Origin of the sequence: Franzmannia qiaohouensis, from assembly GCF_031451695.1 — a bacterium.
GTDB lineage: Bacteria > Pseudomonadota > Gammaproteobacteria > Pseudomonadales > Halomonadaceae > Franzmannia > Franzmannia qiaohouensis.
In genome coordinates this window covers 236,318-263,004 of sequence record NZ_JARWAM010000001.1, presented here as the reverse complement: position 1 = coordinate 263,004, position 26,687 = coordinate 236,318, and the positions used below count along the sequence as shown (strand labels likewise).

Here is a 26,687-nt window from a genome sequence, read left to right as displayed (position 1 = left end):
CTCGACGAGCCGCTCTACACTTGGCGGTTTGCCGACCCTCGAGGATGCCCCATGTCGCTGGCCGCGGTAGTGATCGTCAAGAATGAAGCCGACAACCTGGCCGCCTGTCTGGAGACCCTGCGCTGGACCGATGAGCTGGTGGTGCTGGATGCCGGCAGCCAGGATGGCAGCGTCGAGATCGCCCGGCGCTACGCCGACAAGAATGCCGACAAGGTCGAGGTCAACGCCGACTGGCAGGGTTTCGGGATCCAGCGCCAGCGCGCCGAGGCGCTGGTCGAGAGCGACTGGATCCTGATGGTCGATGCCGACGAGCGTGTCACCCCCGCACTGCGCGCCAGCATCGAGGAGGCGCTGGCCGGAGCGCCAGCGATCTATCGCGTGGCGCGCCTGTCATGGTGCTTCGGCGCTTATATACGTCACGCCGGCTGGTACCCCGACCGGGTCGCACGGCTCTACCCGCGCGGGCGTGCCGGCTACGATAGTGCCCTGGTCCACGAGAAGCTTACCAACCCCGAGGGGCTGACGGTGCGCGACCTCGAGGGCGACCTGCTGCACTTCACTTACCGCGACCTGCGTCACTACCTGGAGAAGTCGGCCCACTACGCCCAGGCCTGGGCCGAACAGCGCGCCGCGCGCGGCAAGCGCGGCAGCCTGGCGGCGGGCATCGGCCACGGCCTGGGCTGCTTTCTGCGCATGTATCTACTCAAGGCGGGGTTTCTCGACGGTCGCGCCGGGCTGCTGCTGGCGCTGCTGTCGGCGCACTCGACTTTCGCCAAGTACGCCGACCTGTGGGTCAGGACCCGGACCGCGCCGCCTGACGATCCAGCAGCGCGCTGATGCGCAGGGCGGCATCGTTGAGGTCGATACGCGACATGTCGCTTTCGCTATCTTTACCGGGCGGTGGGCTGAAGGCCAGGCGGCGTTCGGCGGCGTTGCAGGTCTGCCAGCGCAGCGGCGTCGATGAGCGTTTGGCCGGATAGAAGCCGGCGGTGGCCAGGTTCAGGCAGCCGGCCACGTGGAGCGGGCCGGTGGAGCCGGCGATCAGCAGGTCGGCGGCGGCCAGGCCCTGGGCAAAGTCGCGCAGCGAATCACGCGGCGGTACCAGCTGGGCGTCCAGGCCATGCTCACCGAGCGCAGCACACAGCGTCTCGGCGGCCTGTTGCTCGCCGGGGCCGAAGGTCAGCAGCCAGTGCGGCGAGGCCTGGGCGTGACGTGCGATGGCGCTGGCCAGGTGGGCGTACTGCTCGAGGTCCAGGTTGACCGCCGAGCCGCCGCTGCCCGGATGCAGGAAGACCCAGGGGCGGGCGAGATCGAGGTCGAGGGTCTGCGCCAGGCGCCGCCGCTCGTCGTCGCGAGTCGCCGCCTCGAGCGGCCAGTAGGGCGGGGCCACCTGGGGTGGGGCAATGCCCAGTCGCGTCAGTAGCGCTTCGGCGAGCTCGAGGTTGTAGGCATACTCGGGCTGGAGCGAGCGCGACCTGCGTTGGGTCAGGCGATGATTGTAGAATAGCTGCGCCCACTTGGTGGCCGGCGCCAGCCGTAGGGGAATGCCGGCGCGAAAGCCCAGCCAGGCGATACGCGGCGTCGAGAACAGCGTCAGCAGCGCGTCGAAGCGCGCCGCGCGCAGCTGTTCGAGCAGCTCGCGCTGGGCCTGGCGCGGGGCGTCATCACCGGGGTCGAGTAGCACCGCGTCGATCCACGGGCAGGCCTCGGCCAGGGGAGCGGTGTAGGCCGGCACCAGGGCGGTGACATGCAGCGCGGCGTCGGCCTGCTTGAGGCAGGCCAGCGCCGGCCAAGCGAGCATGAAGTCGCCGAGTTTATCGTTACGCACCACCAGAATGCGCCGCGGCGCTGCCTGGGGCGCGGTCATGGGAGAGTCGTCTTGTCGCACAAGGTCATGCACATCTGCCTCTCGAGCGGCTGGGGTGGTCTGGAAATGTATCCCTCGCGGATTATACCCGAGCTGCAGCGCCAGGGCTGGGAGGTACACGGCCTGGCGCTGGCCGGCTCACGGGTCGCCGATAGCCTCGCGGCGGCGGGTGTGACGCCGCTGAGCGTGGCGTCACGCGGCGGCGCACTGCTGGCCGTGGCGCGCATCCTGGGCTATCTGCGGCGTCATCGCATCCAGGTGCTGCACTGCCACAAGTCCTCCGATCTGCGCCTGGTCGCCCTGCTCAAGACGCTGCGGCCCAGCCTGCGGCTGTTCTTCACCGAGCACATGGGCGTGACCCGACCCAAGAAGGGACTCTACCATCGCTGGGCCTACGGTAAACTTAGCCGGCTGTTCTCGATCAGCGAGGCCACCCGGGCGCGCAACCTCAAGGCCTTCGCGCTGCCGCCCGAGCGCATTCAGCGGCTCTACCTGGGTATCGACCCGACGCCCTATGCCGTCCACGGCGACATTGATGCGCTGCGTAGCGAGCTCGGCGCACCGCCCGGGGCACTGTTGATCGGCCTGCCCGGGCGGTTGACGCCGGGCAAGGGCCAGGATATCTGGCTGGAGGCGCTGGTGCGACTCGCCGTACGCGCACCGGCCCTGCACTGGCACGCCGTGATAATCGGCGGCTTGCACGCCAGCGAAGGCAGCGACGAGCCCTATGTCGCCGAGCTCGAGGCCAAGGTGGCCGCGCTGGGGCTCGGTGAGCGGGTCGCCTTCAGCGGCTTTCGTGGCGACCTGCCGCGCTTGCTGAGGGCGCTGGATATCGTCTGCATACCCTCCACCAACGAGGCTTTCGGGCTGACGGTGATCGAGGCGATGGCCGCCGGCCGTCCGGTGATCGGCGCCGACAGCGGCGCGATTCCCGAGCTGCTCGACGGTGCGGTCGGGCGCCTGGCCGCACCCGACGACCCCGACGCCTGGGCGCAGCAGCTGGAGGCCCTGGCCGACGACCCCGCGCTGCGCCAGCAGCTGGGCGGGGCGGCTGAGGAGCGGGTACGCCGGGACTTCTCGTTGAGCGCGCATGTTGCGGCGCTATGTGATGCCTATGTGGCAGCCGACACCGGCAAGGAGGCAGCATGAAGGCCTGGGTGGAAAAAGGCGGTTATCTTAATCATACCGGGCGCCGCTGGTTGTCGTGTCTGCATGTCGATAACGTGCGGCGCATCGTCGTGATTCGTCAGTGCGCTTTCGGCGACATGATGGCCACGCGGCCTTTTCTGGTCGAGCTGCGGCGATTCTTTCCCGAAGCGCATATCACCCTGAGTACCATCAGCCGCTACCAGTACGCGCTACCGCATGACCTGGTCGATGCCGTGCATGTCCTCGACACCGAAGAGCGCTCTCTGAAAGGCCGCTGGTCGCAGCTAAAGGCGCTTGGTGAGCCCGACGTGCTGTTCGATCTCGCCGATACCGCCCGCTCGCGGCTGTTGACGCTGCTGACCCCGGCTCGCGTAAAGCTCGGTTTTCCCTATCGGCGTAGCTTCAACCGCCTGCTGTTCGATATCGGCATTCTGCGTTCGGACTTTCACTACGAGGCAGAGGTGCTGCTCGACTTCCTCAAGATCATGGGCCATAAGCCTCAGTATCCGCTGGAATTCGCCATGCCTCGCCATCGTCGTGAGTCGGCGCGCCTGCGTATCGTCTATTTTCCGTTCGCGGCGGTGGCAGAAAAGTCGCTATCGCCGGAGTCGTGGTGCGAGGTGATCGAGCAGGCAGCACAGCGCTTGCCGCAGTTTGAGCACGTATTGCTCGAGGGCCACAAGGCGGAGGAGAGCGGCGCCTTTCTGGGCGAGGTGCTCACCCAGCATGGCAATGTGAGTGTGCAGCCACGCCTCGGCCTCGACGCCTTAGGGCCTTATATGGCCGAATCCAGCGTGCTGGTGTCTGGGGATACCGGGGTGCGCAACTTGGCCCTGGCGACGCATACGCCGACGCTAGGGATCTTCTTCATGACGGTGCCGTTTCGCTACTGGCCGCGCTACGAGGACTGCCACGAGGCGGTGTTTCACCGCGATGGCCAGGTCCCCGGCCGGATGGATATCATCGCCGGCCTCGTGGCGCTGCTGGCGCGGCTTTATCCGGCGCGAGTCGTCTCTTCTGAACAAGCCTGATAAGCGCGGCGAATGGTCTCCATGGCACCCGGCGGGGCGTCGAACTTGGCCAGCGAGCGCGCCAGGCGGTCGAGGTTGGCGGCCTGCCAGGCGCCGGGCGGGCGCAGCCGGCAGCGGTCGAGATCGATCAGCCATACCTGGTCTGCCGCGTCGACCAGCAGGTTGCGGGCATTGAGGTCGACGTGGTCGAGGCCGGCGGCATGGAAGCGTGCAATGCTGGCGCCGACCCGCTCCAGCAGAGTGGCGTCGGCGTCAGCCAGCCGCTCGGCCAGCGCCCGTGTGCCCGCCAGCCGCACGGTGATCAGCGCTGCCCGGTAGCTCAGGCCGTGCCGCCAGACGCAGGCCGCCACCGGCGGCGGCACCGGCAGGCCGCGGGCGTGGAGCTCGGCGGTGAGGCGCAGCTCGCGGAAGGCGCGGGTTCGTTCCAGGCCGGTCCACAGGTAACGATCACGGATGACGCGGCCGATTAGGCCGCCACGGCGATAGTGACGCAGCACCCACTGCTGTGAACCGGCCTGCACGAACAGGCTGGTGCCGCGTCCGGGTGCCTCGCCGACCACGCCGCCGTGCTGGCGCCAATAGGCGGGGGAGAACAGCGCGGGGTCGATTTGTGAGGCAGGCAAGGCGTCACATACACTGTGCGCATCATATAGAATGAATGTTTTCGCCGCCTGGAACCTTGCCAACTGCATGAAGCGTCCTCTACCCGCCCAGCCCCGCCATATCGGCATCCTGCGCCTGTCGGCGCTGGGCGATGTGTGTAATCTGGTACCCACCGTGCGTGCCTTGCAGCGCCAGTGGCCCGAGGCGCGCATCACCTGGATCATCGGCAAGGGCGAGCACAGTCTACTGGCGGGCCTGTCCGGGGTCGAGTTCGTGGTCTACGACAAGTCCTCCGGCCTGGCCGGCATGCGCGCGCTGTGGCGCCAGCTCGCCGAGACGCGCTTCGACGTGCTGCTGCACATGCAGCAGGCGATCCGCGCCAGCCTGCTGGGGCTGGGGCTCAAGACCGACATGCGCGTGGGCTACGACAGGGCGCGTTCCAAGGATGCCCAGCACTGGTTCACCCATCGCCAGCTGCCGCCGCACCCGCGCGCCCACGTGGTCGATTCGTTCATGGACTTCGCGCGCTTGCTCGGCGTCGAGGATACCCGCCTCGAGTGGCAGCTCAGCGTGCCGGATGCCGCTTTCGACGAAGCCCGACGGCTGAGCGCCGGGCGTCGCTACCTGGTGGTCAGCCCGTGCAGCAGCGTGCGGGTGCGCAACTTCCGTAACTGGTCGGCGGAGGGCTTTGCCGCAGTGATCGAGCACGCCTGGCAGCAGTACGGCCTGGTCACCCTGCTCACCGGCAGCGGCACTGCCAAGGAGCGCGAGATGTGTGAGCGCATCGCCGCCCAGGTGCCGGACCGCGAAGCGCTGGTCGACGCTGTCGGCCAGCTGTCGCTGAAGGGGTTGCTGGCGCTGATCGACGAGGCCCAGGCGGTGATCGCCCCGGACTCCGGCCCGGTGCATATGGCCAATGCCTTGCATACGCCGGTGATCGGCCTCTACGCCACCTCCAACCTGCAGCGTACCGGACCCTATCACTGGCGCCACCTGGCGGTGGACCGCTACCCCCAGGCGGTGGCGCACTTTCTGCACAAGGACGTCGAGGCGCTCGGCTGGGGCGAGCGGGTGCGCCACCCCGACGCCATGTCGCTGATCGCCGCCGACGACGTCATCGACCGTTTGGACACCCTGCTCTCGGAGCCCCGTGATGAAACTTGACCTCACCGCCCTGGAACATGCCCGCGTGCTGGTGGTCGGCGATGCCATGCTCGACCGCTACTGGCACGGCGGCACCTCGCGGATCTCCCCCGAGGCGCCGGTGCCGGTGGTGCGCGTCGAAGAGGCCGACGACCGCCCCGGCGGCGCCGCCAACGTAGCGCTCAATATCGCCTCGTTGGGTGGCCATGCCGGACTCGCCGGCCTGGTCGGCGACGACGCCAACGCCGACCTGCTCACTGCTAGCCTTGAGGATGCTGGAGTGAGCACTCACTTCCAGCGCAGCAGCGAGATTCCCACCATCACCAAACTGCGCGTGATGAGCCGCAACCAGCAGCTGATTCGTCTCGATTTCGAGCAGGGGCTCGGCGAAGTGGATACCTCGGCGCTGCTGGCCCAGGTCGAGGCGGCGCTGGACGGCGTCGACCTGGTGATCCTCTCCGACTACGGCAAGGGCACGCTCAATCGCATCGAGGAACTGATCGCGCTGGTGCGCGGTGCCGGCAAGCGCGTACTGGTCGACCCCAAGGGCAGCGACTTCCGCCGCTACCGCGGGGCCAGCGTGATCACCCCCAACCTCACCGAGTTCGAGACGGTGGTTGGCGCCTGCCGCAGCGATGAAGAGCTGGCGGCCAAAGGCGAAGCGCTGCGCGCCGAGCTCGAGCTGGAGGCGCTGTTGATCACCCGCAGCGAAAAGGGCATGACGCTGATTCGTGGCGATCACGTGCCGCTGCACCTGCCGACCCGCGCCCGCGAGGTGTTCGACGTCACCGGCGCCGGCGATACCGTGATCGGCGTGCTCGGCCTGGCGCTGGCCGCCGACCACGGCTTCGCCGAGGCCATGACCCTGGCCAACCTGGCCGCCGGCCTGGTAGTGGCCAAGCCGGGTACCGCGACACTGTCGATCGCCGAACTCTACACCGCCGTGCATGGCGACAAGCTCGCCGAGTTCGGGGTGATCGACGAGGCCCCGCTTATCGAGGCGGTGCGCGCCGCCCAGGCCCGCGGCGAGCGGGTAGTGATGACCAACGGCTGCTTCGACATCCTCCACGCCGGCCACGTTGCCTACCTGGAGCACGCCCGCCAGCTCGGCGACCGTCTGATCGTGGCGGTCAACGACGACGCCTCCATCGGACGCCTCAAGGGCCCCAAGCGCCCCATCAACCCGCTGGCGCGGCGCATGCAGGTACTCTCCGGCCTCGGCGCCGTGGACTGGGTGGTGCCCTTCGGCGAGGACACCCCGCAGCGCCTGATCGAGGCGGTATTGCCGGATATCCTGGTCAAGGGCGGCGACTACCGGCCCGAGGATATCGCCGGTGGCCAGGCGGTGCGTGACGCCGGCGGCGAGGTGCGCGTGCTGGGCTTCGAGGATGGCGTCTCGACCACCGCCATGATCTCCACCATCCTCGACCGCGAGCGCTGATGGCGGCGGCGGGCAAGCCCTGGGCGCGGTGGCTCTATTCGCTGGCACTGGCGCTGCTGACGCCGCTGGTGTGGCGCCGGGTGTGGCGCGAGCAGCGCCCTGCTCGGCCGCGCCGCGAGCGGCTGGGGCTGATCGAGGCGCCGCCCGGCCCCGGCCTGTGGCTGCACTGCGCCTCGCTGGGCGAGGTGATCGCCGCCCGGCCGCTGATCGAGGCGCTGCTCGACGACTACCCCGACCATCACCTCACGGTCACTACCATGACCGCCACCGGCGCCGAACGCGTCGAGGCGCTGCGCCGTGAAGCGGGCCTGGCGGCGCGGCTTCACCACCGCTTCCTGCCCCTGGACTACCCCGGGGCGACGCGGCGCTTTCTGGCGCGGCTGGCGCCGCAGATGGCGATCATCTTCGAAACCGAGCTGTGGCCCAACCTGCTGGCCGCCTGCCGCCGGCGGGGCATACCGCTGGCGGTGGTCAACGGCCGCCTCTCGCCGCAGGCCTTCGCGCGCTACCGGTGGATCCGGCCGCTGATTCAGGACGCACTGTGCGGGGTCGACTGGCTGGCCGCCAAGTCGGCGGAGGATCTTGCCCGCTTCCGGGCGCTGGGCATGGCCGCCGACCGCAGCCAGGCGGTCGGCTCGCTGAAGTTCGATATCAGCGTGGCGCCTGAGCTGCGCAGCGCGGCAGAGGCGCTGCGTACCGAGTTCGGCAACCGGCCGGTATGGATCGCTGGCTCCACCCACCCAGGAGAGGACGAGCAGCTGCTCGAGGCCCATGCGCTGCTGCGGCGCTCTCATCCGGACGCCCTGCTGATCCTGGTGCCCCGCCATCCGCAGCGCTTCGCGGCGGTGGCAGCGCTGTGCGCGGCGCACGGCATGGCGGCGCCGCGCCGCGCCCAGGGGCAGCTGCCGAGCCACGATGATGCCGTCTACCTGGGCGATACCCTGGGTGAGCTCACCCTGCTGTATGGCGCAGCCGACCTGGCCTTCGTCGGCGGTAGCCTGGTGCCGGTGGGCGGCCACAACCTGCTCGAGCCGGCGGCGATGGGCACCCCGCTGCTGAGCGGCGAGCAGCTGGCCAACTTTGCGGACATCGCCGAGACGCTGGATGAGGTTGGTGCGCTGGTGCGCGTCGCCGACGCCGGTGACCTGGCGACTGCGCTCGCCACGCTGTTCGATGACGACGCCGAGCGGCTACGCCAGGGCGTAGCCGGTCAGCGGGTGGTGGCGGCCAATCGCGGCGCCCTGGCGCGTACCCGGCAAGGACTGGCGCAACTGCTGCAGGGTGAGTGAGTGCTCGCTCACTCGATGGGCGTCAGCCGCTCGACACCGTTCGTATCGCCGAGCAGCAGCACGTCGGCACCGCGAGCGGCGAACAAACCGTTGGTGACCACCCCGACGATGGCGTTGAGGCGCGCCTCCATGGCCAGCGGGTCGTCGATCATGAAGTCGAAGCAGTCGATGATCTGGTTGCCGTTGTCGGTCACTACCCCCTGGCGATAGACCGGGTCTGCGCCGAGCTTGACCAGTTCGCGGGCCACATAGGAGCGCGCCATGGGGATCACCTCCACCGGCAGCGGGAAGGCACCGAGGCGCGCCACCCGCTTGGAGGCGTCGGCAATGCAGATGAAGCGCTCGCTGCAGGCGGCGACGATCTTCTCGCGGGTCAGAGCCGCGCCACCGCCCTTGATCATATGTAAGTGAGCGTTCACTTCGTCTGCCCCGTCGATATAGAAAGGCACGCTGCCGACCTCGTTGAGCTCGAAGACCTCGATGTCGTGGCGCCGCAGGCGCTCGGCGCTGGCCTCGGAGCTGGCCACGGCGCCCTTGAAGTCGTCGCGCAGCCCGGCCAGGCGGTCGATGAAAAGGTTGGCGGTGGAGCCGGTGCCGATGCCGAGCACGGTATTGCGGGCGAGATGCGGACGGATTTCATCGATGGCGGCGGCGGCCACGGCGTCCTTGAGTTCGTCTTGGGTCATGGGAGTTGATCGCGGCTGGTGAATGTGGGCGCCGCCAGTATACGTCAGCCACCTGCCACTGTGGATCAAGGTAATCACGGCTGCGCCTTTAGAGAGGGACGCCGGTGGCAGACCGAAGAGGAGGTTCTGCGCCATGGATGGCGCAGGTAGCGCCCAGGGACGGGTTCACAGCGCCTCCTCGTAGCCCTGCCGACGGATCAGTCCCAAGATACTGCAGTGATCTAGGATAGTGCTGCCCATGGATGGCGCGCTGGACGCCGGGGCCGCGGCAATGCTACCAATAGGGGTTTTCTCTGCCGTTTACGGCAGGCGCTTTTCTCGCTGCCTTCCCCCATCAGGACATCAGGATGCTCGAAGCTACCGTCAAGAAGATTCTCCAGGCCCGGGTCTACGATGCCGCCCGCGAAACGCCGATCTCACCGGCACCCTTCCTTTCCCGTCGCTTCAACAACACCATTCTGATCAAGCGCGAGGACCTGCAGCCGGTCTACTCGTTCAAGATTCGCGGCGCCTACAACAAGATGACCCAGCTCAGCGAGGCGCAGAAAGCCAAGGGCGTGATTGCCGCCTCGGCGGGCAACCACGCCCAGGGCCTGGCCATGGCCGCCAAGCTGATGGGGGTCAAGGCGGTGATCGTGATGCCGCGGATTACCCCCGACATCAAGGTCCAGGCGGTGCGCGCCCGGGGCGCCAAGGTGATCCTCAAGGGCGACGCCTTCTCGGCGGCCGCCGAGCACGCCCGCGAGCTGGTCGCCGAGCACGGCTATACCTACATCCCGCCGTTCGACGATATCGATGTGATCGCCGGCCAAGGCACCATCGGCGTGGAGATCCTGCGCCAGCACGGCGGCCGCCTCGACGCGGTGTTCGTGCCGGTCGGCGGCGGCGGCCTGATTGCCGGGGTGGCGGCCTACCTCAAATACCTGCGTCCCGACATCAAGGTGATCGGCGTCGAGGCCGAGGACAGCGCCTGCCTCAAGGCGGCGCTGGACGCCGGCAAACGGGTGACCCTGGACCAGGTTGGCGTGTTCGCCGAAGGCGTGGCGGTGGCGCAGATCGGCGAGATGCCGTTCAAGATCATGCGCGACCTCGTCGATGAGGTGATCACCGTCAATACCGACGAGATGTGTGCCGCGGTCAAGGACATCTTCGATGATACCCGGGCGGTGGCGGAAACCTCCGGGGCGCTGTCGCTGGCGGGACTCAAGAAGTATATCCAGCAGACCGGGGTCGAGGGCCAGACCCTGCTGTGCATCAACTCCGGGGCCAATACCAACTTCGATCGCCTGCAGCACATCGCCGAGCGCACCGAGCTTGGCGAGCAGCGCGAGGCGATCCTGGCGGTCACCATTCCCGAACGGCCGGGCAGCTTCAAGAAGTTCTGCAAGACCATCGGCAAGCGCATGGTCACCGAGTTCAACTATCGCTATGCGGACCCGGAGAGCGCGCATATCTTCGTCGGGGTGCAGGTCAAGCCGGGCGGAGAGGACCGCCAGGCGGTCATCGACCGGCTGATTGAGGCGGGCTACCCGGTGGAGGATCTCACCGACAACGAGCTGGCCAAGCTGCATATTCGACACCTCGGCGGCGGCCGGCCCAAGCAGCATTTCGAGGAGGAGGTCTACCGCTTCGAGTTTCCCGAGCGCCCTGGTGCGCTGATGAATTTCCTCACCCACCTGCCCCACGACTGGAACATTTCACTGTTTCACTATCGCAACCATGGTGCCGCCTATGGGCGGGTACTGGTGGGCATGCAGATCCCCAACGGCGATCGTAGCCACGTCGAGGAGCACTTCGACGAGATCGGCTATCGCTACTGGAAGGAGACCGATAACGCCGCCTATCGGCTGTTTATGGCGTGATCCATAACGGCATACCGTAGTAAGTGCCAACTCACTCGCTGCTGCGGATATGGTAGGGGTTTGATGGTCTAATCGTGGGATTGAGACGGTTGTTTTTGTCGTCCTTGGGGCCTATAGTCAGCCTGTCGTCAGGGGCGACATTAATGTTTCCGAATGTAACGATTTCACGGAGCTATTCATGAAGCGCAAGCCCGATCTGGTCATGGCATTGGCGCTGCTGTTTGTCATCGGTGTCGTGGCGACCGGCTACGCCCAGGCACTCGCCGGCAGCTGAGTGGACATCCCTGGCACGGCAGTGCCATGACCAGAGAACGACCGAGCCGATGCGGGGTAACCTGCATCGGCTTTTTCGTGGGTGGCTCAGGTAGCACGCGGCGGGCGTATCACCCCGGTATCGCTGACGATGGCGTCCAGCGGGATGTCCCAGCCGGCGCTGGGCAGCGCCGCAACCTGCTGGCAGGCGTGGGCTATGCCGAGCAGGCGCGGTCGCGGGCCGCCGCGGCGGGTAAAAGCGAAGCTGCGGTCGTAGAAGCCGCCGCCCATGCCCATGCGCTGGCCGTGGGCGTCGAAGCCCACCAGCGGCAGCAGCACCAGATCCAGCGCCCAGGCTGGCAGGCGTCGCGCGCGGTGTGCGGCGTGACGCGTGCTGGGTTCGAGGATGCCGAAGCGGTTGCGCACCATTGGCGTCTCGGCATGATAGTGGACGAACCACAGGCGGTTGTCGGCCAGTGGCATCAGTACCGGCAGATAGGCCCTGGCGCCGCGCCGTTCGAGCCAGTCGAGTAGCGGCGTGGGATCGATTTCGCCGTCGTTGGGCAGGTACAGGGCAACGCGTCGCGTGCGCTGCAGTTCGGGCAGCTGGCGCAGCTGATGGCAGAGACGGCGTGAGGCATCGCGCTGCTGGCTGGCGCTCAGCGCACGGCGTCGGCGACGCAGGTCACGACGCAGCTGGCGGCGCTGCTCGGCAAGTGTCGAGGTGGCGTGTGTCACGGAGCTAAGTCGCGCAATAAGGTATGAAGAGTTCCCCGGAGTGCCGCTGTCGTTCTGGCCCTTGAACCCATTGGTTCAAGGTGGGTGGCCGCAGACAGACCGTCAGGCTTTCCGTCGCACGGACATGCACACGGGTCTGTCTAGCATTTGGCCCCCTGGGTACTGCGCATAGGCTCGAGGGACTATAACGACTGGCGCACACCCCAGAGAACGCCTTCATCCTAACAGAGGCGGCGGGTGCGCCAAAGCGAAGGCGTGAATTATCGCCGCCATTCAGCGTGGCGTGACATCGGCCACGGCCTGTTCGAGGCGCTGGCCTAGCCGCTCCAGGGCGGCCTCGCTGTCTTTGCGCTCGTCGAGGGCCTGGAGTAGCTCGTGGGTGATATTGAGGGCCGCCATAAGGGCGATCTTCTCGGCGCCGAGCACCTTGCCTCGGGCATGGATGCCGTGCATGGCGCGATCCAAGTAGCGAGACGCACGGTTGAGCTGCGCCTGCTCCTCCGGCGGGCAGGCGATCACGTAGCTGCGCCCCAGCAGCGTGATCTCGGTGGTCGGCCGGCTGTCATCGGTCATGGTGCGCTCCCGGGCAAGGGATGAGGGTGGGCCAATAGTGGGGCAGATGCGTTAGGCTATGGCTATTCGATCATCATAAGAGAGCCGCTTGCAGACGGTCAACGCGCCGCTGTGGCTCGCCCCCTACTCCCGCGGATGTTTTGTCATGTCAGTGATCAACCACCAGCTCAGCTTCTCCGACGTCGCCGATGCCTTCCTCGTTCACGGCAGCCTGCAGTCGCCAGCCTTTCTCGATGGCCGGCTGGCCGCCAGCCTGGCCCTCCACGACCTGGCCGCCGACGCCTGGCTCAATGAGCTCTGCGATGCGCTGGGCGTCGACCAGCCCCACGACCAGGAAAGCGCCGAGGTGTTGCTGGCCTGGCGTCGCCAGAGTCTCGAGGCGCTGGCTGGCGAAGCGCTCAACTACGAGCCGCTGCTCCCCGACGAGATGTTCTCGCTGGCCGAGCGCGCCCGCGGCCTGCAGGAGTGGACGCTGGGCTTTCTCGAGGTACTCAACGATGTCGATCCCGAGCGGCGCCAGGGCTGGTCGGCGCCGCTGCGCGAAGCGCTGGACGATCTCGAGGGGCTGGCCGCCATCGACACCGAGCTCGAGGAGAGCAGCGAAAACGAGAACGATCTGTTCGCGCTGACCGAGCACGTCCGCATGGCGGCGATGCTGCTGTACACCGAGCAGCACCCCGGCAAGCCTCAGGTCGAACAGGTCGAGGAGCCCCACTGAATGTCGTCTCGAGATGCCATGCTGCTGCCCCCCGCCCTGCCACGACCGGCGCCGATCGGCCTGGCCGAATATCGCGACCGTCGCCTCACACTGATGGCCTCGCTGGCGCCCAATAGTGCCGTGCTGCTGCCGGCGGCGACCCTGGTGACCCGCTCGCGGGACAGCGAGTTCGCCTTCCGCCAGAACAGCGACTTCCACTACCTGAGCGGCTTTCCCGAACCGGACGCCCTGCTGCTGCTATTGCCCGGCCGCGAGGCCGGCGAGTGCGTGCTGTTCTGCCAGGACAAGGACGCCACCCTCGAAGCCTGGACCGGCGTACGCCTCGGCGCGGCCGGTGCCGAGGCCGAGTTTGGCATCGACCAGGCGTTCGAGAACGCCGAGCGCGAGGCGCGGTTGGCAGAGTTGCTCGATGGCCGCGAGACGCTTTACGTGCCGTTCGATGACGCCGAGGCCATGGCCCTGGCCGAGGCCGTGCGCGGCGAGCTGCAGGGGCGACGCCGGCAAGGCGCCGTGGCGCCGAGTCGATTCAGCGACGTGGCGGCACTGATTCACGAACAGCGCCTGGTCAAGAGCGCGGCGGAGCTTGCGCTGCTGCGCCACGCCGGCGAGATCTCGGCGCGTGCCCACCTGCGCGCCATGCGCACCGCAGCGCCGGGCCTGCATGAGTATCAGCTGCAGGCCGAGCTGGAGCACGAATTCATGTGGCACGGCGCCAGCGGCCCGGCCTATGCCAGCATCGTCGGCGGCGGCGCCAACGCCTGCGTACTCCACTACATCTCCAACCGCGATGCGCTACGTGACGGCGAACTGGTGCTGATCGACGCCGGTGCCGAGTTCGACCTCTATGCCGGCGACATCACCCGCACCTTCCCGGTCAGCGGCCGTTTCAACGCGGCGCAGCGCGCGCTCTACGAGGTAGTGCTGGCGGCCCAGGAGCGCGCCGTGGCAGCGGTGGCGCCGGGGGTGACGCTCAAGGCGATCCACGATGGCGTGGTACGCGACCTGACCCAGGGGCTGCTGGCGCTGGGCCTGCTCGAGGGTGAGCTCGAGGCCAACATCGACAGCGACGCCTACCGCCGCTTTTATCTGCACTCCACCTCGCACTGGCTGGGGCTGGATGTCCACGACGTCGGCGACTATCGCCTCGACGGCGAGCCACGAGGGCTGCTGCCGGGCATGGTGCTTACCGTGGAGCCGGGCCTCTACGTACCTGATGCCGAGGACATTCCCGCTGAGTATCGCGGGATCGGCATACGCATCGAGGACGATGTGGCGGTGACGGTAAACGGCCACGAGGTGTTGACCGCGGCGGTGCCCAAGCGGGTCGAGGATATCGAGGCGCTGATGGTCACGTCGTGATCAGTGTGCGGAGTGGTTGAAATCTACATTACGTAAATTACGTAATAGCAGCGAGAGGCGCTACGCATGAAGCAGCCAGTCAGTCGAGTGGATATCGCCATCGTAGGTGGCGGGCTGGTCGGTGCCAGCCTGGCGGCGGCGCTGGCGCCGCTGATCGAGCGTGACGCGCTCAAGGTGGCGGTGATCGAACCGGCTACGCTGCCTTCGAGTATAGACGTTGAGCCGGAACCGCAACCCAGCTTCGATGCGCGTGCCAGCGCCATCGCCCAGGGCTCCTGCGAGCATTTCGCCCGGCTGGGACTGTGGTCGAGCCTTGCCGAGCAGGCCGAGCCGATCCGTGACATCCACATCAGCGAGCGCGGCCGCCTCGGGGTGACCCGCCTGAATGCCGCAGAGCTGGGCGTGGCGGCGCTGGGCCATGTGATCCCCAATGCCTGGCTGGGACGGGTGCTGCACCAGCGTCTGGCGACGCTCGACCTCGAATGGCACTGCCCGGCGCGGGTCGAGACGATCGTCCCCCAGCCCGGGGGGCATCGCCTGCGGCTGTCGGATGGCGCGACCCTCGACGCCGAGCTGACGGTGCTGGCCGACGGTGGACGCTCGGGGCTCAAGGAGCAGCTGGGCATCGTCAGCCAGGCCACGCCCTACGATCAGGTGGCATTGATCGCCAACCTCGAGGTCAGCAAGCCGCACCGCGGCATGGCCTTCGAGCGTTTCACCGCGGAAGGCCCGCTGGCGCTGCTGCCGCTCTCGGGGCAGCGCATGGAACTGATCTGGACCCACCGCGCGGGGGTCGAGCAGGCCACCCTGGCGCTTTCCGACAGTGACTTCCTGGCCCGGCTGCAAGCGGCGTTCGGCGATCGCGCCGGCCGCTTCCGCCGCGTCGGCACGCGTCACTGCTACCCGCTGTCGCTGGTCACCGCCGAGGAGCCGACCCGCCCAGGGCTGGTAGTGCTGGGCAATGCTGCCCATGCGCTGCACCCGGTGGCCGGTCAGGGCTTCAACCTGGCACTGCGTGGGGTGATGGATCTGGTCGCGGCGCTAGAGGCTTCTCGGCAGCGCGGCCTGGGGCCGGGCAGTGCCGAGACGCTGGCCGATCTCGAGCGCCGCCGCGGTGTCGACCGGCATAACGTGATTCGCTTCAGCGACGGTCTGATCCGGCTCTTCGGCATCGACAACGGCTGGCTCTCCCACGCCCGTGCGGCGGGCCTGGTGGGGCTCAACCTGGTCGGGCCGCTGCGCCGCGGCTTGGCGCGGCGCGCGATGGGGCTGGAGCGCTGATCAGATATTGGACTGGGCGCTTTCGCTCTTGCTGGCCACGGCGTCATCGGCGGCGGGCTGCTGGCGCCCGGGCTTGCCGGGCAGGATGGCGTCTAGCAGCAGGGCAGCGAATGCCGCTGGCACCAGGCCCGATTTGAGCAACAGGCCGGCCTGACCGGGCATGGTGTCGGCGATGGCCTCCACCGCTGGCAGGCCGATACCCAGGCTCATGGCGACGGCGATGATCAGCATGGCGCGCTGATTGAGCTCGCACTCCTGGATGATCTTGAGCCCCGCCGAGGCGATCATGCCGAACATCACCACACCGGCGCCGCCCAGCACCGCATGCGGCATGGCCGCCACCAGGCCGCCCAGCTTGGGGAACAGGCCCATGCAGATCAGCAAGATGCCGCCGATGGTCACCACGTGGCGACTGACCACGCCGGTCAGGGTGATCAGGCCGACGTTCTGGGCATAAGCGGTGTTGGGCAGGGTGTTGAAGAAGGCGGCGAAGGAGGTGGCCACGCCGTCGGCCATCACGCCGCCGGAGAGTTCGCGATCCTTGGCCTGACGGCCGGCACCGCCGATGGTGATGGCGGAGATGTTGCCGATGGTCTCGAGGCCGACCACGAACATGATAAGCGTCATGCCGACGATGGCGGTCAGATGGAACTCCAATCCGTACTGCAGTGGCTGGGGAATGGCGAACCAGGCGGCATCGGTGACGCTTGAGAAATCGACCATGCCCAGGGCGATGGCCACCAGGTAGCCGCTGGTCAGCCCCACCAGCACCGAGGCGGCCTTGAGAAAGCCGCGGCCGAACTGGTGGGCGACGATGGTCACCACCAGTACGAACAGCGCCAGGCCTAGGTTGGTGGGCGAGGCAAAGTCATCGGCCCCCACCCCGCCGGCGGCATAGTTGAGACCCACCGGCATCAGGGTGATGCCGATCAACAGCACCACGATGCCGGTGACCACCGGCGAGAACCAGTGGCGAATCTTCTTGAGAAAGGCCCCCAGCACGATCTGCAGCAGGCCGGCGATCAAGGAGGCGCCCAGCACCGCGGCGAGCCCGAAGGCGTTGGCCAGCGGCAGGGCCACCGGCAGGAAACCGAAGCTGGTGCCCTGGACGATAGGCAGGCGGGCGCCGATCGGCCCCATGCCGATGGTCTGGATCAGCGTCGAGATGCCGGCCACGAACAGCGCTACCTGAATCAGGAAGATCTGTTCACCGGTGGCGGCGCCGATCACCCCGGCGATGATGATCGGCGGGGTCACGTTCCCGGCGAACATCGCCATGATGTGCTGCAGGCCCAGCGGGATGGCCTTGCCGAGCGGCGGCATGGCATCGGGATCCTGATTGACGGTGCGCGAGGGCCGCTGGCCCTGTGGGGAGTTGCTCATGGGTTAGCCTCTACTGTGCACTTTTTTTGTATACCGATAATAGGTCTTGTAGACACACTATATCCGGCAGTTGTGTACACAAAATAGACGGCTATGAAAAACATTTCCACCGGTTTTGTGTATCGCGCGATGCTGACTCGAGTGCGCCGCGCCGCCATGAGATACTCGTCGGCATCGCTCAGTGGTTGAGGAGACGCCCATGCAGGCGCAAGTGATCATCGTCGGTGGCGGAATGGTGGGCGCCAGCTTGGCGGTGCTGCTGGGCCAGGCCGGAATGGCGGTGACGGTCGTCGACGGGCGGCCCGCACCGCTGCCCCAGCCCTATGCGCCGGGCTCCACGCCCTCGCCGCGGGTCAGTGCCTTGACCCCGGTGTCGCAGCGCCTGCTCGCGGGGCTTGGGGTATGGCCGCGGTTAGTGCGCATCACGCCCTATACCGGCATGCAGGTGTGGGACGGCGAAGGCAGCGGTGAGATTCACTTCAGCGCCGATCAGGCCGGCGTGCCCGAACTCGGCCATATCGTCGAGAACGAGGTGCTGCTGGCGGCACTCGAGGCGCGCCTGGCCGAACTACCCAGCGTCACCCAGCGCTATGCCGCCCGGGCCGCGGGGCTTGCCCACGGCGCCGCCGGCAGTCGCCTGACGCTCGAGGATGGCGAGACGCTAGACGCACCGCTGGTGGTCGCCGCCGACGGCGCGCGCTCGCCGCTGCGCGAGCTGGCCGGCATCGAGACCCGCGAGGCGCCGACCGGCCAGCATGCGCTGGTCACCACGGTGCGCGTGGCGCAACGCCACGCCGGGGTCGCTCGCCAGGTATTCCTCGCCAGCGGACCGCTGGCCTTTCTACCGCTGACGCTCGACGGCGAGCCACACTACTGCTCGATCGTCTGGTCGACGTCGCCGGTCGAGGCCGAGCGGCTGGCCGGCCTGCCGCGTCCCGCCTTGGCGGCTGCGCTGCAGGAGGCCTTCGAGGGGCGCCTGGGGCACGTCGAGGTCGTCGATGACGCCATTGGCATTCCGCTGGTGCAGCGCCACGCCCGCGACTACGTGCTGCCTGGCCTGGCACTGGTCGGTGATGCCGCGCACAGCATCCACCCGCTGGCCGGCCAGGGCGTCAACCTGGGGCTGATGGACGCCGCGGTGCTGGCCGAGGAACTCATCGCGGCGCAGCGCCGCGGTGCGCCGCTTGGCGATCCGCGCATCCTGGCGCGCTACGCCCGCCGTCGGCGCGGCGACAACGCCGCCATGCTGGCGCTGATGGACGGCTTCCGGCTGCTGTTCGGCGCACGCCATCCGGCGCTGACCCTGGCGCGCAACGTTGGCCTCTCCGGCGTCGACCGGCTGACTCCGCTCAAGCGACTGCTGATGCGCCAGGCCATCGGCGAGCGCGGCCGCCTGCCCGCGACCTGCCGCTGAGGCGCGCAGCCGCCAGCGCAGTGGCCAGCTAGGCCGTGGCGTGGGTCCAGACCCGCGTCATGGCGTCGAGCTGCCGCGACAGACGCGACTTGAGCGCCTCTAGGGTCATGGCATCGTCGCTGACGAACTCCACGAACATCATGTTGAGGCTGTTGAACAGCAGGTCGCCCAGGGCGTCGCTATCCAGCCGTGGATCGATCTCCCCCTGAGCCTGGCCGCTGGCGAGCAGCGCCTGCACCTGGGCGCGCAGGCGTTCATCGAGCTGATGGTAGAGCACCCCGTTGGGGGTCAGCGGTGCTTCGATGGAGAGCGCCATGGCGGCGCGCCACATCTCCTTGCTCAGGTAGTTGAGCGAGTGGTCGTAGTAGTGGTTGATCAGCGCCTGCAGGGCATCGCGCATGCCCGACGGCGGCGTGGCCAGCAGCGTCTCGCCGGCGGCGAGCACCTCCTCGACCTCCATGGCGACGATGGCGATCAGGATATCGCCCTTGGTGGCATAGTAGTTGTAGACCGTCCCCACCGATACCTCGGCGACCTCGGCGATATCCTCGATGCGCACGTGGCGGTAGCCGCTGCGGCGAAACAGCAGCATGGACGCCTTGAGGATGCGGCGTTTGCGATCGGCTTTCTGGCGTGTACGAAGTCCCGTCAATCACCGTCTCCCTGGTGAGCTGAGTAGCGTTTAAAAATATTATTGACGTCAAACTTGAATCTATTCAATATTTTTTTGAGCCAGTAGCCATCCTGACGCTGCCGGCCGCTACCACCACCGGGAGATAACAAGATGAACAAGATCCGTTTTGTGCAGGTCGCTGGACTGCCCGCCTGTGCCCTGTTCGGCCTGACGGCAATGCCCGCCCAGGCCCAGGACAGCCTCAATGCCCTGGTATGGTGCGACCACATCGATGCTTCGCTGATCGAGCCCTTCGAGGAGGCCCACGGGGTCACCGTCAATCTGCGCGAGTACGAGGGTACCGGGGCCGCCTTTGCCATGCTCGAGCAGTCGCGGCCCGGCGACTGGGACGTGCTGGTCATCGATACCATCGACGTGCCGCGGGCCGTCGAAGCGGGCTTGCTGGCCGCGCTGCCGGATGACGAACTGCCCACCGACGACTTTTTCCCCGAGGTGGTGATGGCCTCGAGCAACAGCGTCGATGGCACCACCTATGCGGTGACCGAGAAGTTCGGCTACAACACCATCTCCTACAACGCCGACCGGGTCGATCCCGCCGATCTCGATGATCTGCTGGCGATTTGGTCCGGCGAGAGTGGCTCGCGGATTGCGATATACGATTACTACCTGCCGGTGATCGGCCTGGTGGCGGCGGGCCTGGGGCTGGATACCCAGGCGCTTACCGCCGATGACCTGCCGGCGATTCGCGAAGAGCTGTTCAAGATGAAGGCGGCGTCGCGCTCGGTGGGCGAAGTGGTGGCGAGCCAGACCGCCCTGGCCACCGGCGAGGCGGATATCATCGTTGGCGGTGGCGAATGGCTGACCGCGGTGCTGGCCGAGGAGCAGCCCGAGCTGACCTGGACGATTCCCGAGCAGGGCGCGGTGCGCTGGTCGCAGTCCATCGCCGTGCTCGAGGAGAGCCAGAACCGCGACCTGGCGGTGGAGTTCGTCAAGTACATCGTCAGCCCGCAAGGCCAGGCGGCGCTGGCCACCTCGTCATGCTTCTGGGGCATGCCGGCCAACCAGCGCGCCGCTGAGGTGCTCAGCGACGAACAGAAACAGGTGCTGCGCTGGGATGAGCAGGACGACTACCTGTCGCGCACCCAGCTGTATCCGGCCCCCGACGCCCAGCTCGACGGCCAGATGCAGGACCTGTGGCTCGAGATGCTGCAGCACTGATCATGGCACTCTCTACCACGCTACGCGGCTGGGGATTCGTCTCCCCGGCCCTGCTCTGGACGCTGGCCTTCTTCGTTGCGCCCTTCGCCATCATGGTGGCAATGAGCCTGGCGACCCTGGAGGGCCGCGAACTGATCTGGGGCTTCGATCTGGCCAACTATCGGCGCCTGTTCGGGCAGTCGTTCCTGGCCAATGCCATCGTCGTCTCACTGCAGATCACCCTGACGGTGACGCTGGTGTCGATTCTGCTGGCCTATCCGCTGGCCTGGATCATCGCCTTCCGGGTGCCGCCGCGCTGGCAGCGACTGGTGCTGCTGCTGGCGATCCTGCCGTTCTGGACCTCCTACGTGGTGCGCTCCTACTCCTGGCTGCTGGTGCTGTCGCGGGAAGGGGTGGTCAACAAGACCTTGATGTCACTCGGCGTGATCGCCGAGCCGCTGGAGATGGCCAGCACGCGCTTCGCCACGGTGACCGGCTTCGTGCACTTCTTCGTGATGCTGCTGACCCTGACCATCTTCGCCAACCTGGTGCAGCTGTCGCCCAACTACCGGCGTGCGGCCACCGATCTCGGCGCCAACGGCTGGCAGGCGTTTCGCCATGTGATTCTGCCGCTGACCCTGCCGGGCATCATGGTCGGTGCCTTTTTGACCTTCGTGCTGTGCATCGGCGACTACATCACGCCGCAGATTCTCGGCGGCAACAACGAGCTGACCGTGCCCCAGGTGATCATGGTGCAGCTGGGGCGGCGCGGCGACTTCCCGCTGGCCGCGGCGCTGTCGATCGTGCTGATGGGCCTGGTGACGCTGGCCTACCTGGCGTCGGCGCGCTGGCTACGACTGGATAGGGTATGAACATGCGCGGACTGCAGTGGGGATATCTGTTGCTGGCCTTCGCCTTCATCTATCTGCCGGTGGCGTCGCTGGTGCTGTTCTCGTTCAAGGACGGCAGCTTGCCGCTGCCGCCCTTCGAGGGGCCGACGCTACGCTGGTACGGCGAGGTGCTTGGCGACCGGCGCCTGATGGCGGCGCTGGGGCATTCGCTGATGGTGGCGGTGGGCTCGTCGCTGACCGCCTGCGTGCTGGGCTTTCTGGCCGCCTACGGCCTGGCCCGCCACGTGCTGCCGGGATCAGTCTGGCTGCGCGGCCTGCTGATTGCGCCAATGACCGTCAGCTACTTGATCGTTGGCCTGGGCCTGCTGATCGTATTCAATCAGCTCGGCATCGGCCTGTCGCTGTGGGCGGCGGGCATCGGCCACGTGGTGATCAACCTGCCGCTGTGCTTTGCCATCATCTACGCCTCTATGGGCGCCCAGCAGCAGAATATCGAGCGCGCCGCCCGCGATCTCGGCGCCGGCGAGGTGCGGGTGATTACCCAGGTCACGGTGCCGATGCTGGCGCCGGCGATCCTGGCGGCGTTCTTCCTGGCCATGACCCTGAGCTGGGACGAGTTCGTCATCGCCTTTCTGCTCACGCGCTTCGAGGTGACCCTGCCGGTCGAGATCTGGAGCCTGCTGCGTTCGGGCCTCTCGTCGAAGACCAACGCCATCGGCAGCCTGGTATTTCTCGGCTCCGCCGCCATCGTGCTGCTACTTGAACTGTTCATCTTCGGAAGGCGTCGCCCATGACTGCTCCCATTACCATCGAGTCGCTGTGCCACGATTTCGTAGATTTTCGTGCCCTGAGCGATATCGCGCTGGAGATCGACGCGGGGGAGTACATCGTGCTGCTCGGCCCGTCGGGCTGCGGCAAGACCACCCTGCTGTCGATCCTGGGCGGCTTCATCGTCCCCACCCGGGGCGCGGTGAAGATCGGCGGGCGCGACATGACCGGCGTGGCGCCGGCCAAGCGACCCACCACCACCATGTTCCAGGACTATGCGCTGTTCCCGCACATGACCCTGCGCGACAACGTCGCCTTCGGGCTACGCATGCGTGGCATGGCCAGGCGCGAGCGCTATGCCCGCGCCGAGCGGCTGCTCGAGCTGGTCGGCTTGCACGGCGATGCCGGCAAGCGGCCCCATGAGCTGTCCGGCGGCCAGCGCCAGCGGGTGGCGCTGGCCCGGGCGCTGGCGGTGGAGCCGGATGTGCTGCTGCTGGACGAGCCGCTGGGGGCGCTGGATCTCAAGCTGCGCCGCACCATGCAGGATGAACTCAAGAGCCTGCAGCGCGAGTTCGGCACCACCTTCATTCACGTTACCCACGACCAGGAGGAGGCGATGGCCATTGCCGACCGCATCGTGGTGATGAATCGTGGCCGTATCGAGGACGTGGGGCCGCCGGAGCGGGTTTATCAGCAACCCGCCAGCCTGTTTGCCGCCAACTTCATGGGTGAGACCAACCGCCTCCCGGCCACGCGAGGGTCCCAGGGACTGGAAACGCCGTTTGGCCACCTCGCGCCGCCGCAGGCGCTGGTCGGCGACGGGCCCTTTACCGTCTGCCTGCGCCCCGAGCAGATCCGCAGTGGCAGCGAGGGCTGGTCGCTGGGCAGTGCGCGGGTCGGCGATAGCGCCTTCTTCGGCACCCACTTCCGCTGTCACCTACACTGCGATGATGACGCCGAGACGACGCTGATCGCCCACCTGCCGCCCGAGGTGCAGCCGCAGCCCGGGGCGCGTCTGACGCTGTCGGTGGACCCGGCGCGGCTGAGTGTCTTCGCGGCTGAGGAGAGCATTTCATGAGTACACGTGCTAGCGCCGCGGAGTGGTACGCCACGCGGACCCTGGCAGATGGCGTCACGCATATCGAAGAGCCCTTCATCCAGGCCTTCTACCGCTGCAATATCTGGCATGTGCGCGGCCGCGATCGCGACATGCTGGTGGACAGCGGCATGGGCGTGGTGTCGCTGCGCGAGTGGGTGCCGCTGGTCACCGAGCGGTCGCTGACCGCGGTGGCCAGCCATACCCACTTCGATCATATCGGCTGCCATCACGAGTTCGACCAGCGCGTGGTGCATCGCGACGAGGCGGAGATCCTGGCCCAACCGGGGCGCCGCGCCACCCTGGCCGATCCCTACGTCAGCGATGATATCTTCGAGCGGGTGCCTCCCGAGCCCTTCGCCGCCACCACCTACACCGTCAAGGCAGCCCCCGCCACCCGGCTGGTGGAGGGAGGCGACGTCATCGACCTCGGCGACCGCGTCTTCGAGGTGATCCATACCCCGGGGCACTCCCCCGGGGGCATCGCACTCTGGGAGGCGCGCAGCGGCATCCTGTTTTCCGGCGACATTGTCTACGACGGGCCGTTGATCGAGGACACCTACCACGCCAACGCCGCCGACTACGAGCGCTCGATGCGCCGCCTTCTTGAGCTGCCGGTGAGCGTGGTCCACGGCGGCCACTTCCCCAGCTATGGCCGCGAGCGGCATCGCCAGATCATTCGCGAGTGGTTGGATGGCAAGGAGAGCGCTGGCTGATCATTGCTTGCGTCTAGCAAACGATCAGGGCTTGGCGGGTGACCGCCAAGCCCTGATGTCGTTGGTGGGTAAGGGCCGGTGGCTCAGCCGGCGGCGGACGGCCGCCGGTTGACCACGTTGAGGGCCTTGAGCAGGTTGAGCGCCTCGGTGAGCTGGTAGTCGTCGCGCAGGCGCTCGCTGGCGGCGCTGCGCTCGCGGGTCTCTTCCCGCGAGCGCAGGTGGCCCTCGAGGTCGGCTTCGCGCAGCTGGCGGCTGCTCTCGGTGACTTCCAGCCGGCCACGCACCACCTCCACGTCGGGGACGATGCCCTGGGCCTGGATCGAGCGGCCGTTGGGGGTGTAGTAGAGCGCGGTGGTCAGCTTGAGGCCGTCGCCGTTACCCAGCGGCATGACCTGCTGCACCGAGCCCTTGCCGAAGCTCTCGGTGCCCATCACCACGCCGCGGCGCTGGTCCTGTAGCGCGCCGGCGACGATCTCCGCCGCCGAGGCGCTGCCACCGTTGATCAGTACGACCAGCGGTACGTCCGGGGCGGCGGTGTCGCGGTTGGCCGAGAAGCTCAGCTCGCTGTCGGCCAGGCGGCCCTCGGTGTAGACGATGAGCCCGCTGTCGAGGAAGGCATCGGAGACCGCCACGGCGGCCTGCAGCACGCCGCCGGGGTTGTTGCGCAGGTCGAGCACCAGGCCGTCGAGGGGAGCGTCGGCCTCCATGCGCGCCAGCGCCTGGCGCACCTGCTCGCCGGTACGGTTCTGGAACTGGCTGACGCGCAGGTAGCCGTAGCCGGGCTCGAGCAGCTCACTGCGCACGCTCTCGCTGCGGATGACCTCGCGGGTCAGGCTGAACTCGCGGGGGCTGTCTTCGCCGCGCCGCTGGATGGTGATCTCGAGCTCGGTGCCGGGCTCGCCGCGCATCAGGTTGACCGCCTCTTGCAGCGACATGCGGTCGGTGGCCTGGCCCTCGACGCGCATGATCAGGTCGCGGGACTGCAGGCCGGCGCGCGACGCCGGGGTGTCGTCGATGGGGGTGATCACCGTCAGCTGACCATCCTCCATGCCGACCTCGATGCCGATGCCACCGAACTCGCCCTGGGTCGACTCGCGCAGGCTGCGGAATTCCTCCTGGTCGAGGTAGGCAGAGTGCGGGTCGAGCTCGCTGAGCATGCCGCGCATGGCGTTGCGTAGCAGGGTGCTGTCGTCGACCTCGTCGACGTAGGCGCGCTTGATGCGCTCGAAGATCTCGGCGAAGGTCTGGACGTCCTCGACCGGCAGCTCGTTGCCCGGGGTGCTGTTGGCCGCCGTGGCGTGCAGGGGCATCGCCAGCAGCGCCAGCGCGGCGGCCCAGGCGATCAGGTGTTTGCTAGCAGTGTCGAGCATGATGACTCCGATCCGCAGGTAAGAGACGGCACCAGCGCACGCCGTCGGTGATGCCCAGCATAGCCGCTGCGCCGTCGGTGAATCCATAGTTCCCCTATGACCACAGCGGCTCAGCGTTGTGCGATCCAGCCCTGAGGATCGATCGGCTCGCCGTTGCGGCGCACCTCGAAGTACAGCGCGGCGCGGCCCTGGCCACCGCTGTTGCCCACGGCGCCGAGCTCGTCGCCGCGGGATACGGCGCTGCCGACCTCGGCGCTGAAATGCTGCAGGTGGGCGTGGAGGGTCATGACCTGGTCGCCGTGGTCGACGATCAGCAGGTTGCCGAAGCCGCGCATCCAGTCGGCGAACACCACCCGGCCGCTGTGCACCGCGGTAACCGGCGTGCCCTCGCTGGCCTGGATCAGCATGCCGTTGCGGCTGATGCCGTCGCCGCGGCCGAAGCTCGAGGTCACCGAGCCCTGCACCGGCCACGGCAGGTCGCCCTGGGTTGCGGCGATGGCGGTGGAGGGCGGCGGCTCGGAGAGGCGCGCCATCTCCTCGCGCACCCGCTGCAGCACTCGCTCGGCGTCTTCGCGATCGCGGTCGAGGCCGTCGAGGCGCTGCTGCTCGCTGCTGTAGCGTGCGTCGAGCGAGGCTACCAGTGCCTCGCGCTCTTGCATCTGCGTGGCCAGGTCGGCGCTGCGCTCGGCCAGTTCGTCACTAAGGGCGGCTAGCTCGGCGTCGCGTTCATCGAGGGCGGCGCGATTGTCGGCGAGGTGTTCGTCGAGGGCGGCAATGGCGTCCAGGCGTTCGTTGCGAGCACGACTCAGGTGGTTGAGGTAGGTCTGCAGGCGGTCGAGGCGCGCCGGGTCGTCCTGATTGAGCAGCAGCTTGAGCTGCGGGGTATGGCCCAGCCGGTAGAGCGCCTCGAGCTGGGTAGCCAGGGCCTCGAGCTGGGCGTCGCGCTCGGCTTCGAGGATGCCGCGCCGGCGCTCGAGCTCGTCGATCTCGTCGGCCACCTCGCGGCGCTCGGCCTGCAGGGTATCCAGGCGGCGGTGGGTCGTGGCCAGGGCGGTCTCGACCTCACGCAGCTCGCGGTCGGCGTCGTCGCGGTCCTCGCGGGTTGACTCGAGGCGCCGCGACACCGCCTGGATCTCGCTGCCGATGGCGTCGAGGCGCTCCTGAGCGCGCCGTTCGCGGCCTTCGCTGGCATCGCTCGCGAGCGGCAGACTCAGCAGCAGCCCCGCCGCCAGTGTCGCCAGGCCGTGCAGGGCGCTGCGCCGCATG

Annotated in this window: 25 protein-coding genes and 1 other RNA gene; 16 read left to right on the top strand and 10 right to left on the bottom strand. The window is 67.7% G+C overall.

Features of this window, described 5'->3' with window-relative positions; translation table 11 throughout:
• Positions 1–51: 51 nt before the first annotated feature.
• Positions 52–837, top strand: coding sequence for a glycosyltransferase family 2 protein (locus QC821_RS01260; protein ID WP_309715897.1), 786 nt, complete (start codon positions 52–54; stop codon positions 835–837).
• Here the strand turns inward: QC821_RS01260 and QC821_RS01255 are convergent.
• Positions 794–1,867 carry a glycosyltransferase family 9 protein gene (locus QC821_RS01255; protein ID WP_309715894.1) on the bottom strand — a complete coding sequence of 358 codons (1,074 nt, stop codon included), beginning with the start codon at positions 1,865–1,867 and terminating at the stop codon, positions 794–796. The two genes, QC821_RS01260 and QC821_RS01255, sit on opposite strands and share 44 nt — an antisense overlap.
• Before the next feature lie 12 nt (positions 1,868–1,879).
• Between QC821_RS01255 and QC821_RS01250 the strand changes: the two genes are divergently transcribed.
• Both QC821_RS01250 and QC821_RS01245 read left to right on the top strand, forming a co-directional pair.
• Positions 1,880–3,016 (top strand): glycosyltransferase family 4 protein, encoded by a 1,137-nt coding sequence (locus QC821_RS01250; RefSeq protein ID WP_309715891.1) that lies wholly within the window; start codon positions 1,880–1,882, stop codon positions 3,014–3,016.
• Positions 3,013–4,047: a glycosyltransferase family 9 protein gene (locus tag QC821_RS01245; protein WP_309715888.1), complete on the top strand. Its 1,035-nt coding sequence runs from the start codon at positions 3,013–3,015 to the stop codon at positions 4,045–4,047. Before QC821_RS01250 ends, QC821_RS01245 begins: the two co-directional genes overlap by 4 nt.
• Here QC821_RS01245 and QC821_RS01240 read toward each other — a convergent pair.
• Positions 4,011–4,739: a 3-deoxy-D-manno-octulosonic acid kinase gene (locus tag QC821_RS01240; protein ID WP_309715885.1), complete on the bottom strand. Its 729-nt coding sequence runs from the start codon at positions 4,737–4,739 to the stop codon at positions 4,011–4,013. The two genes, QC821_RS01245 and QC821_RS01240, sit on opposite strands and share 37 nt — an antisense overlap.
• Between QC821_RS01240 and QC821_RS01235 the strand changes: the two genes are divergently transcribed.
• Genes QC821_RS01235 through waaA form a run of 3 tightly spaced genes read left to right on the top strand, consistent with a single transcriptional unit; the run spans position 4,738 to position 8,523 of the window.
• Positions 4,738–5,814: a glycosyltransferase family 9 protein gene (locus QC821_RS01235; protein WP_309715882.1), complete on the top strand. Its 1,077-nt coding sequence runs from the start codon at positions 4,738–4,740 to the stop codon at positions 5,812–5,814. The two genes, QC821_RS01240 and QC821_RS01235, sit on opposite strands and share 2 nt — an antisense overlap.
• Entirely contained in the window at positions 5,804–7,234 is a 1,431-nt protein-coding gene (gene hldE / locus QC821_RS01230) for a bifunctional D-glycero-beta-D-manno-heptose-7-phosphate kinase/D-glycero-beta-D-manno-heptose 1-phosphate adenylyltransferase HldE (protein WP_309715880.1), read from the top strand. The genes QC821_RS01235 and hldE overlap by 11 nt, the downstream gene beginning before the upstream one ends.
• Positions 7,234–8,523: a lipid IV(A) 3-deoxy-D-manno-octulosonic acid transferase gene (gene waaA, locus QC821_RS01225; protein WP_309715877.1), complete on the top strand. Its 1,290-nt coding sequence runs from the start codon at positions 7,234–7,236 to the stop codon at positions 8,521–8,523. Before hldE ends, waaA begins: the two co-directional genes overlap by 1 nt.
• Before the next feature lie 8 nt (positions 8,524–8,531).
• Here the strand turns inward: waaA and rpiA are convergent, their stop codons facing one another.
• Positions 8,532–9,209, bottom strand: coding sequence for a ribose-5-phosphate isomerase RpiA (rpiA, locus tag QC821_RS01220; RefSeq protein ID WP_309715874.1), 678 nt, complete (start codon positions 9,207–9,209; stop codon positions 8,532–8,534).
• Between the two features lie 347 nt (positions 9,210–9,556).
• On the opposite strand from rpiA, the gene ilvA reads away from it, so the two are divergent.
• On the top strand, positions 9,557–11,071 hold the full coding sequence (gene ilvA / locus QC821_RS01215) for a threonine ammonia-lyase, biosynthetic (RefSeq protein WP_309715871.1): 1,515 nt from the start codon (positions 9,557–9,559) through the stop codon (positions 11,069–11,071).
• A 360-nt stretch (positions 11,072–11,431) separates the two neighbouring features.
• On the opposite strand, the gene QC821_RS01210 is transcribed toward ilvA, so the two are convergent.
• The 3 genes from QC821_RS01210 to QC821_RS01200 form a co-directional block, all read right to left on the bottom strand.
• On the bottom strand, positions 11,432–12,061 hold the full coding sequence (locus tag QC821_RS01210; protein WP_309715868.1) for a 5-formyltetrahydrofolate cyclo-ligase: 630 nt from the start codon (positions 12,059–12,061) through the stop codon (positions 11,432–11,434).
• A 28-nt stretch (positions 12,062–12,089) separates the two neighbouring features.
• A non-coding RNA gene (ssrS, locus tag QC821_RS01205) (6S RNA) lies at positions 12,090–12,274 on the bottom strand.
• A 60-nt stretch (positions 12,275–12,334) separates the two neighbouring features.
• Positions 12,335–12,634, bottom strand: coding sequence for a cell division protein ZapA (locus tag QC821_RS01200; RefSeq protein ID WP_309715865.1), 300 nt, complete (start codon positions 12,632–12,634; stop codon positions 12,335–12,337).
• A 145-nt stretch (positions 12,635–12,779) separates the two neighbouring features.
• Here QC821_RS01200 and QC821_RS01195 point away from each other — a divergent pair, with 145 nt between their 5' ends.
• The 3 genes from QC821_RS01195 to ubiH all read left to right on the top strand — a co-directional run bounded on the left by QC821_RS01195 (position 12,780) and on the right by ubiH (position 15,992).
• Positions 12,780–13,352: a UPF0149 family protein gene (locus QC821_RS01195; RefSeq protein ID WP_309715862.1), complete on the top strand. Its 573-nt coding sequence runs from the start codon at positions 12,780–12,782 to the stop codon at positions 13,350–13,352.
• Positions 13,353–14,711 carry a Xaa-Pro aminopeptidase gene (pepP, locus tag QC821_RS01190; protein WP_309715859.1) on the top strand — a complete coding sequence of 453 codons (1,359 nt, stop codon included), beginning with the start codon at positions 13,353–13,355 and terminating at the stop codon, positions 14,709–14,711.
• Between the two features lie 66 nt (positions 14,712–14,777).
• Positions 14,778–15,992 carry a 2-octaprenyl-6-methoxyphenyl hydroxylase gene (gene ubiH / locus QC821_RS01185; protein ID WP_309715856.1) on the top strand — a complete coding sequence of 405 codons (1,215 nt, stop codon included), beginning with the start codon at positions 14,778–14,780 and terminating at the stop codon, positions 15,990–15,992.
• Here the strand turns inward: ubiH and QC821_RS01180 are convergent, their stop codons facing one another.
• Complete coding sequence (locus QC821_RS01180; protein ID WP_309715855.1) at positions 15,993–17,375, bottom strand: uracil-xanthine permease family protein; 1,383 nt, start codon at positions 17,373–17,375, stop codon at positions 15,993–15,995. It lies immediately after the preceding gene.
• Between the two features lie 199 nt (positions 17,376–17,574).
• Here QC821_RS01180 and QC821_RS01175 point away from each other — a divergent pair, with 199 nt between their 5' ends.
• A complete protein-coding gene (locus tag QC821_RS01175) occupies positions 17,575–18,789 on the top strand; it encodes a UbiH/UbiF/VisC/COQ6 family ubiquinone biosynthesis hydroxylase (RefSeq protein WP_309715852.1) in 1,215 nt (404 codons plus the stop codon).
• A gap of 28 nt (positions 18,790–18,817) precedes the next feature.
• Here the strand turns inward: QC821_RS01175 and QC821_RS01170 are convergent, their stop codons facing one another.
• Positions 18,818–19,441 (bottom strand): TetR/AcrR family transcriptional regulator, encoded by a 624-nt coding sequence (locus tag QC821_RS01170; RefSeq protein WP_309715850.1) that lies wholly within the window; start codon positions 19,439–19,441, stop codon positions 18,818–18,820.
• A 132-nt stretch (positions 19,442–19,573) separates the two neighbouring features.
• On the opposite strand from QC821_RS01170, the gene QC821_RS01165 reads away from it, so the two are divergent.
• From QC821_RS01165 to QC821_RS01145, 5 genes are read left to right on the top strand one after another with little or no spacing between them, the layout of a single operon-like run.
• A complete protein-coding gene (locus QC821_RS01165) occupies positions 19,574–20,641 on the top strand; it encodes an extracellular solute-binding protein (RefSeq protein WP_309715847.1) in 1,068 nt (355 codons plus the stop codon).
• Positions 20,642–20,643: 2 nt separating this feature from the next.
• Entirely contained in the window at positions 20,644–21,492 is an 849-nt protein-coding gene (locus QC821_RS01160; RefSeq protein WP_309715843.1) for an ABC transporter permease, read from the top strand.
• The gene (locus QC821_RS01155) at positions 21,489–22,265 is read left to right on the top strand and encodes an ABC transporter permease (RefSeq protein WP_309715841.1); all 777 of its coding nucleotides are present in this window, start codon (positions 21,489–21,491) and stop codon (positions 22,263–22,265) included. The genes QC821_RS01160 and QC821_RS01155 overlap by 4 nt, the downstream gene beginning before the upstream one ends.
• Positions 22,262–23,317, top strand: a complete 1,056-nt coding sequence (locus QC821_RS01150) for an ABC transporter ATP-binding protein (protein ID WP_309715838.1) — start codon at positions 22,262–22,264, stop codon at positions 23,315–23,317. The genes QC821_RS01155 and QC821_RS01150 overlap by 4 nt, the downstream gene beginning before the upstream one ends.
• Positions 23,314–24,051 (top strand): MBL fold metallo-hydrolase, encoded by a 738-nt coding sequence (locus QC821_RS01145; protein WP_309715835.1) that lies wholly within the window; start codon positions 23,314–23,316, stop codon positions 24,049–24,051. The genes QC821_RS01150 and QC821_RS01145 overlap by 4 nt, the downstream gene beginning before the upstream one ends.
• Positions 24,052–24,134: 83 nt before the next feature.
• Here QC821_RS01145 and QC821_RS01140 read toward each other — a convergent pair whose 3' ends face one another.
• Together QC821_RS01140 and QC821_RS01135 are read right to left on the bottom strand one after the other, a co-directional pair.
• A complete protein-coding gene (locus QC821_RS01140; RefSeq protein WP_309715832.1) occupies positions 24,135–25,421 on the bottom strand; it encodes a S41 family peptidase in 1,287 nt (428 codons plus the stop codon).
• A 110-nt stretch (positions 25,422–25,531) separates the two neighbouring features.
• Positions 25,532–26,686 (bottom strand): murein hydrolase activator EnvC family protein, encoded by a 1,155-nt coding sequence (locus QC821_RS01135; protein WP_309715829.1) that lies wholly within the window; start codon positions 26,684–26,686, stop codon positions 25,532–25,534.
• Position 26,687: the final 1 nt, after the last annotated feature.

Bases quoted from the DNA above. Each gene is read 5' to 3' on its own strand.
- QC821_RS01260 (WP_309715897.1), top strand. From the start codon at position 52: ATGTCGCTGGCCGCGGTAGTGATCGTCAAGAATGAAGCCGACAACCTG.
- QC821_RS01255 (WP_309715894.1), bottom strand. From the start codon at position 1,867: ATGACCGCGCCCCAGGCAGCGCCGCGGCGCATTCTGGTGGTGCGTAAC.
- QC821_RS01245 (WP_309715888.1), top strand. From the start codon at position 3,013: ATGAAGGCCTGGGTGGAAAAAGGCGGTTATCTTAATCATACCGGGCGC.
- QC821_RS01235 (WP_309715882.1), top strand. From the start codon at position 4,738: ATGAAGCGTCCTCTACCCGCCCAGCCCCGCCATATCGGCATCCTGCGC.
- QC821_RS01240 (WP_309715885.1), bottom strand. From the start codon at position 4,739: ATGCAGTTGGCAAGGTTCCAGGCGGCGAAAACATTCATTCTATATGAT.
- hldE (WP_309715880.1), top strand. From the start codon at position 5,804: ATGAAACTTGACCTCACCGCCCTGGAACATGCCCGCGTGCTGGTGGTC.
- waaA (WP_309715877.1), top strand. From the start codon at position 7,234: ATGGCGGCGGCGGGCAAGCCCTGGGCGCGGTGGCTCTATTCGCTGGCA.
- rpiA (WP_309715874.1), bottom strand. From the start codon at position 9,209: ATGACCCAAGACGAACTCAAGGACGCCGTGGCCGCCGCCGCCATCGAT.
- ilvA (WP_309715871.1), top strand. From the start codon at position 9,557: ATGCTCGAAGCTACCGTCAAGAAGATTCTCCAGGCCCGGGTCTACGAT.
- QC821_RS01200 (WP_309715865.1), bottom strand. From the start codon at position 12,634: ATGACCGATGACAGCCGGCCGACCACCGAGATCACGCTGCTGGGGCGC.
- QC821_RS01195 (WP_309715862.1), top strand. From the start codon at position 12,780: ATGTCAGTGATCAACCACCAGCTCAGCTTCTCCGACGTCGCCGATGCC.
- pepP (WP_309715859.1), top strand. From the start codon at position 13,353: ATGTCGTCTCGAGATGCCATGCTGCTGCCCCCCGCCCTGCCACGACCG.
- ubiH (WP_309715856.1), top strand. From the start codon at position 14,778: ATGAAGCAGCCAGTCAGTCGAGTGGATATCGCCATCGTAGGTGGCGGG.
- QC821_RS01180 (WP_309715855.1), bottom strand. From the start codon at position 17,375: ATGAGCAACTCCCCACAGGGCCAGCGGCCCTCGCGCACCGTCAATCAG.
- QC821_RS01175 (WP_309715852.1), top strand. From the start codon at position 17,575: ATGCAGGCGCAAGTGATCATCGTCGGTGGCGGAATGGTGGGCGCCAGC.
- QC821_RS01165 (WP_309715847.1), top strand. From the start codon at position 19,574: ATGAACAAGATCCGTTTTGTGCAGGTCGCTGGACTGCCCGCCTGTGCC.
- QC821_RS01160 (WP_309715843.1), top strand. From the start codon at position 20,644: ATGGCACTCTCTACCACGCTACGCGGCTGGGGATTCGTCTCCCCGGCC.
- QC821_RS01155 (WP_309715841.1), top strand. From the start codon at position 21,489: ATGAACATGCGCGGACTGCAGTGGGGATATCTGTTGCTGGCCTTCGCC.
- QC821_RS01150 (WP_309715838.1), top strand. From the start codon at position 22,262: ATGACTGCTCCCATTACCATCGAGTCGCTGTGCCACGATTTCGTAGAT.
- QC821_RS01145 (WP_309715835.1), top strand. From the start codon at position 23,314: ATGAGTACACGTGCTAGCGCCGCGGAGTGGTACGCCACGCGGACCCTG.
- QC821_RS01140 (WP_309715832.1), bottom strand. From the start codon at position 25,421: ATGCTCGACACTGCTAGCAAACACCTGATCGCCTGGGCCGCCGCGCTG.
- QC821_RS01135 (WP_309715829.1), bottom strand. From the start codon at position 26,686: ATGCGGCGCAGCGCCCTGCACGGCCTGGCGACACTGGCGGCGGGGCTG.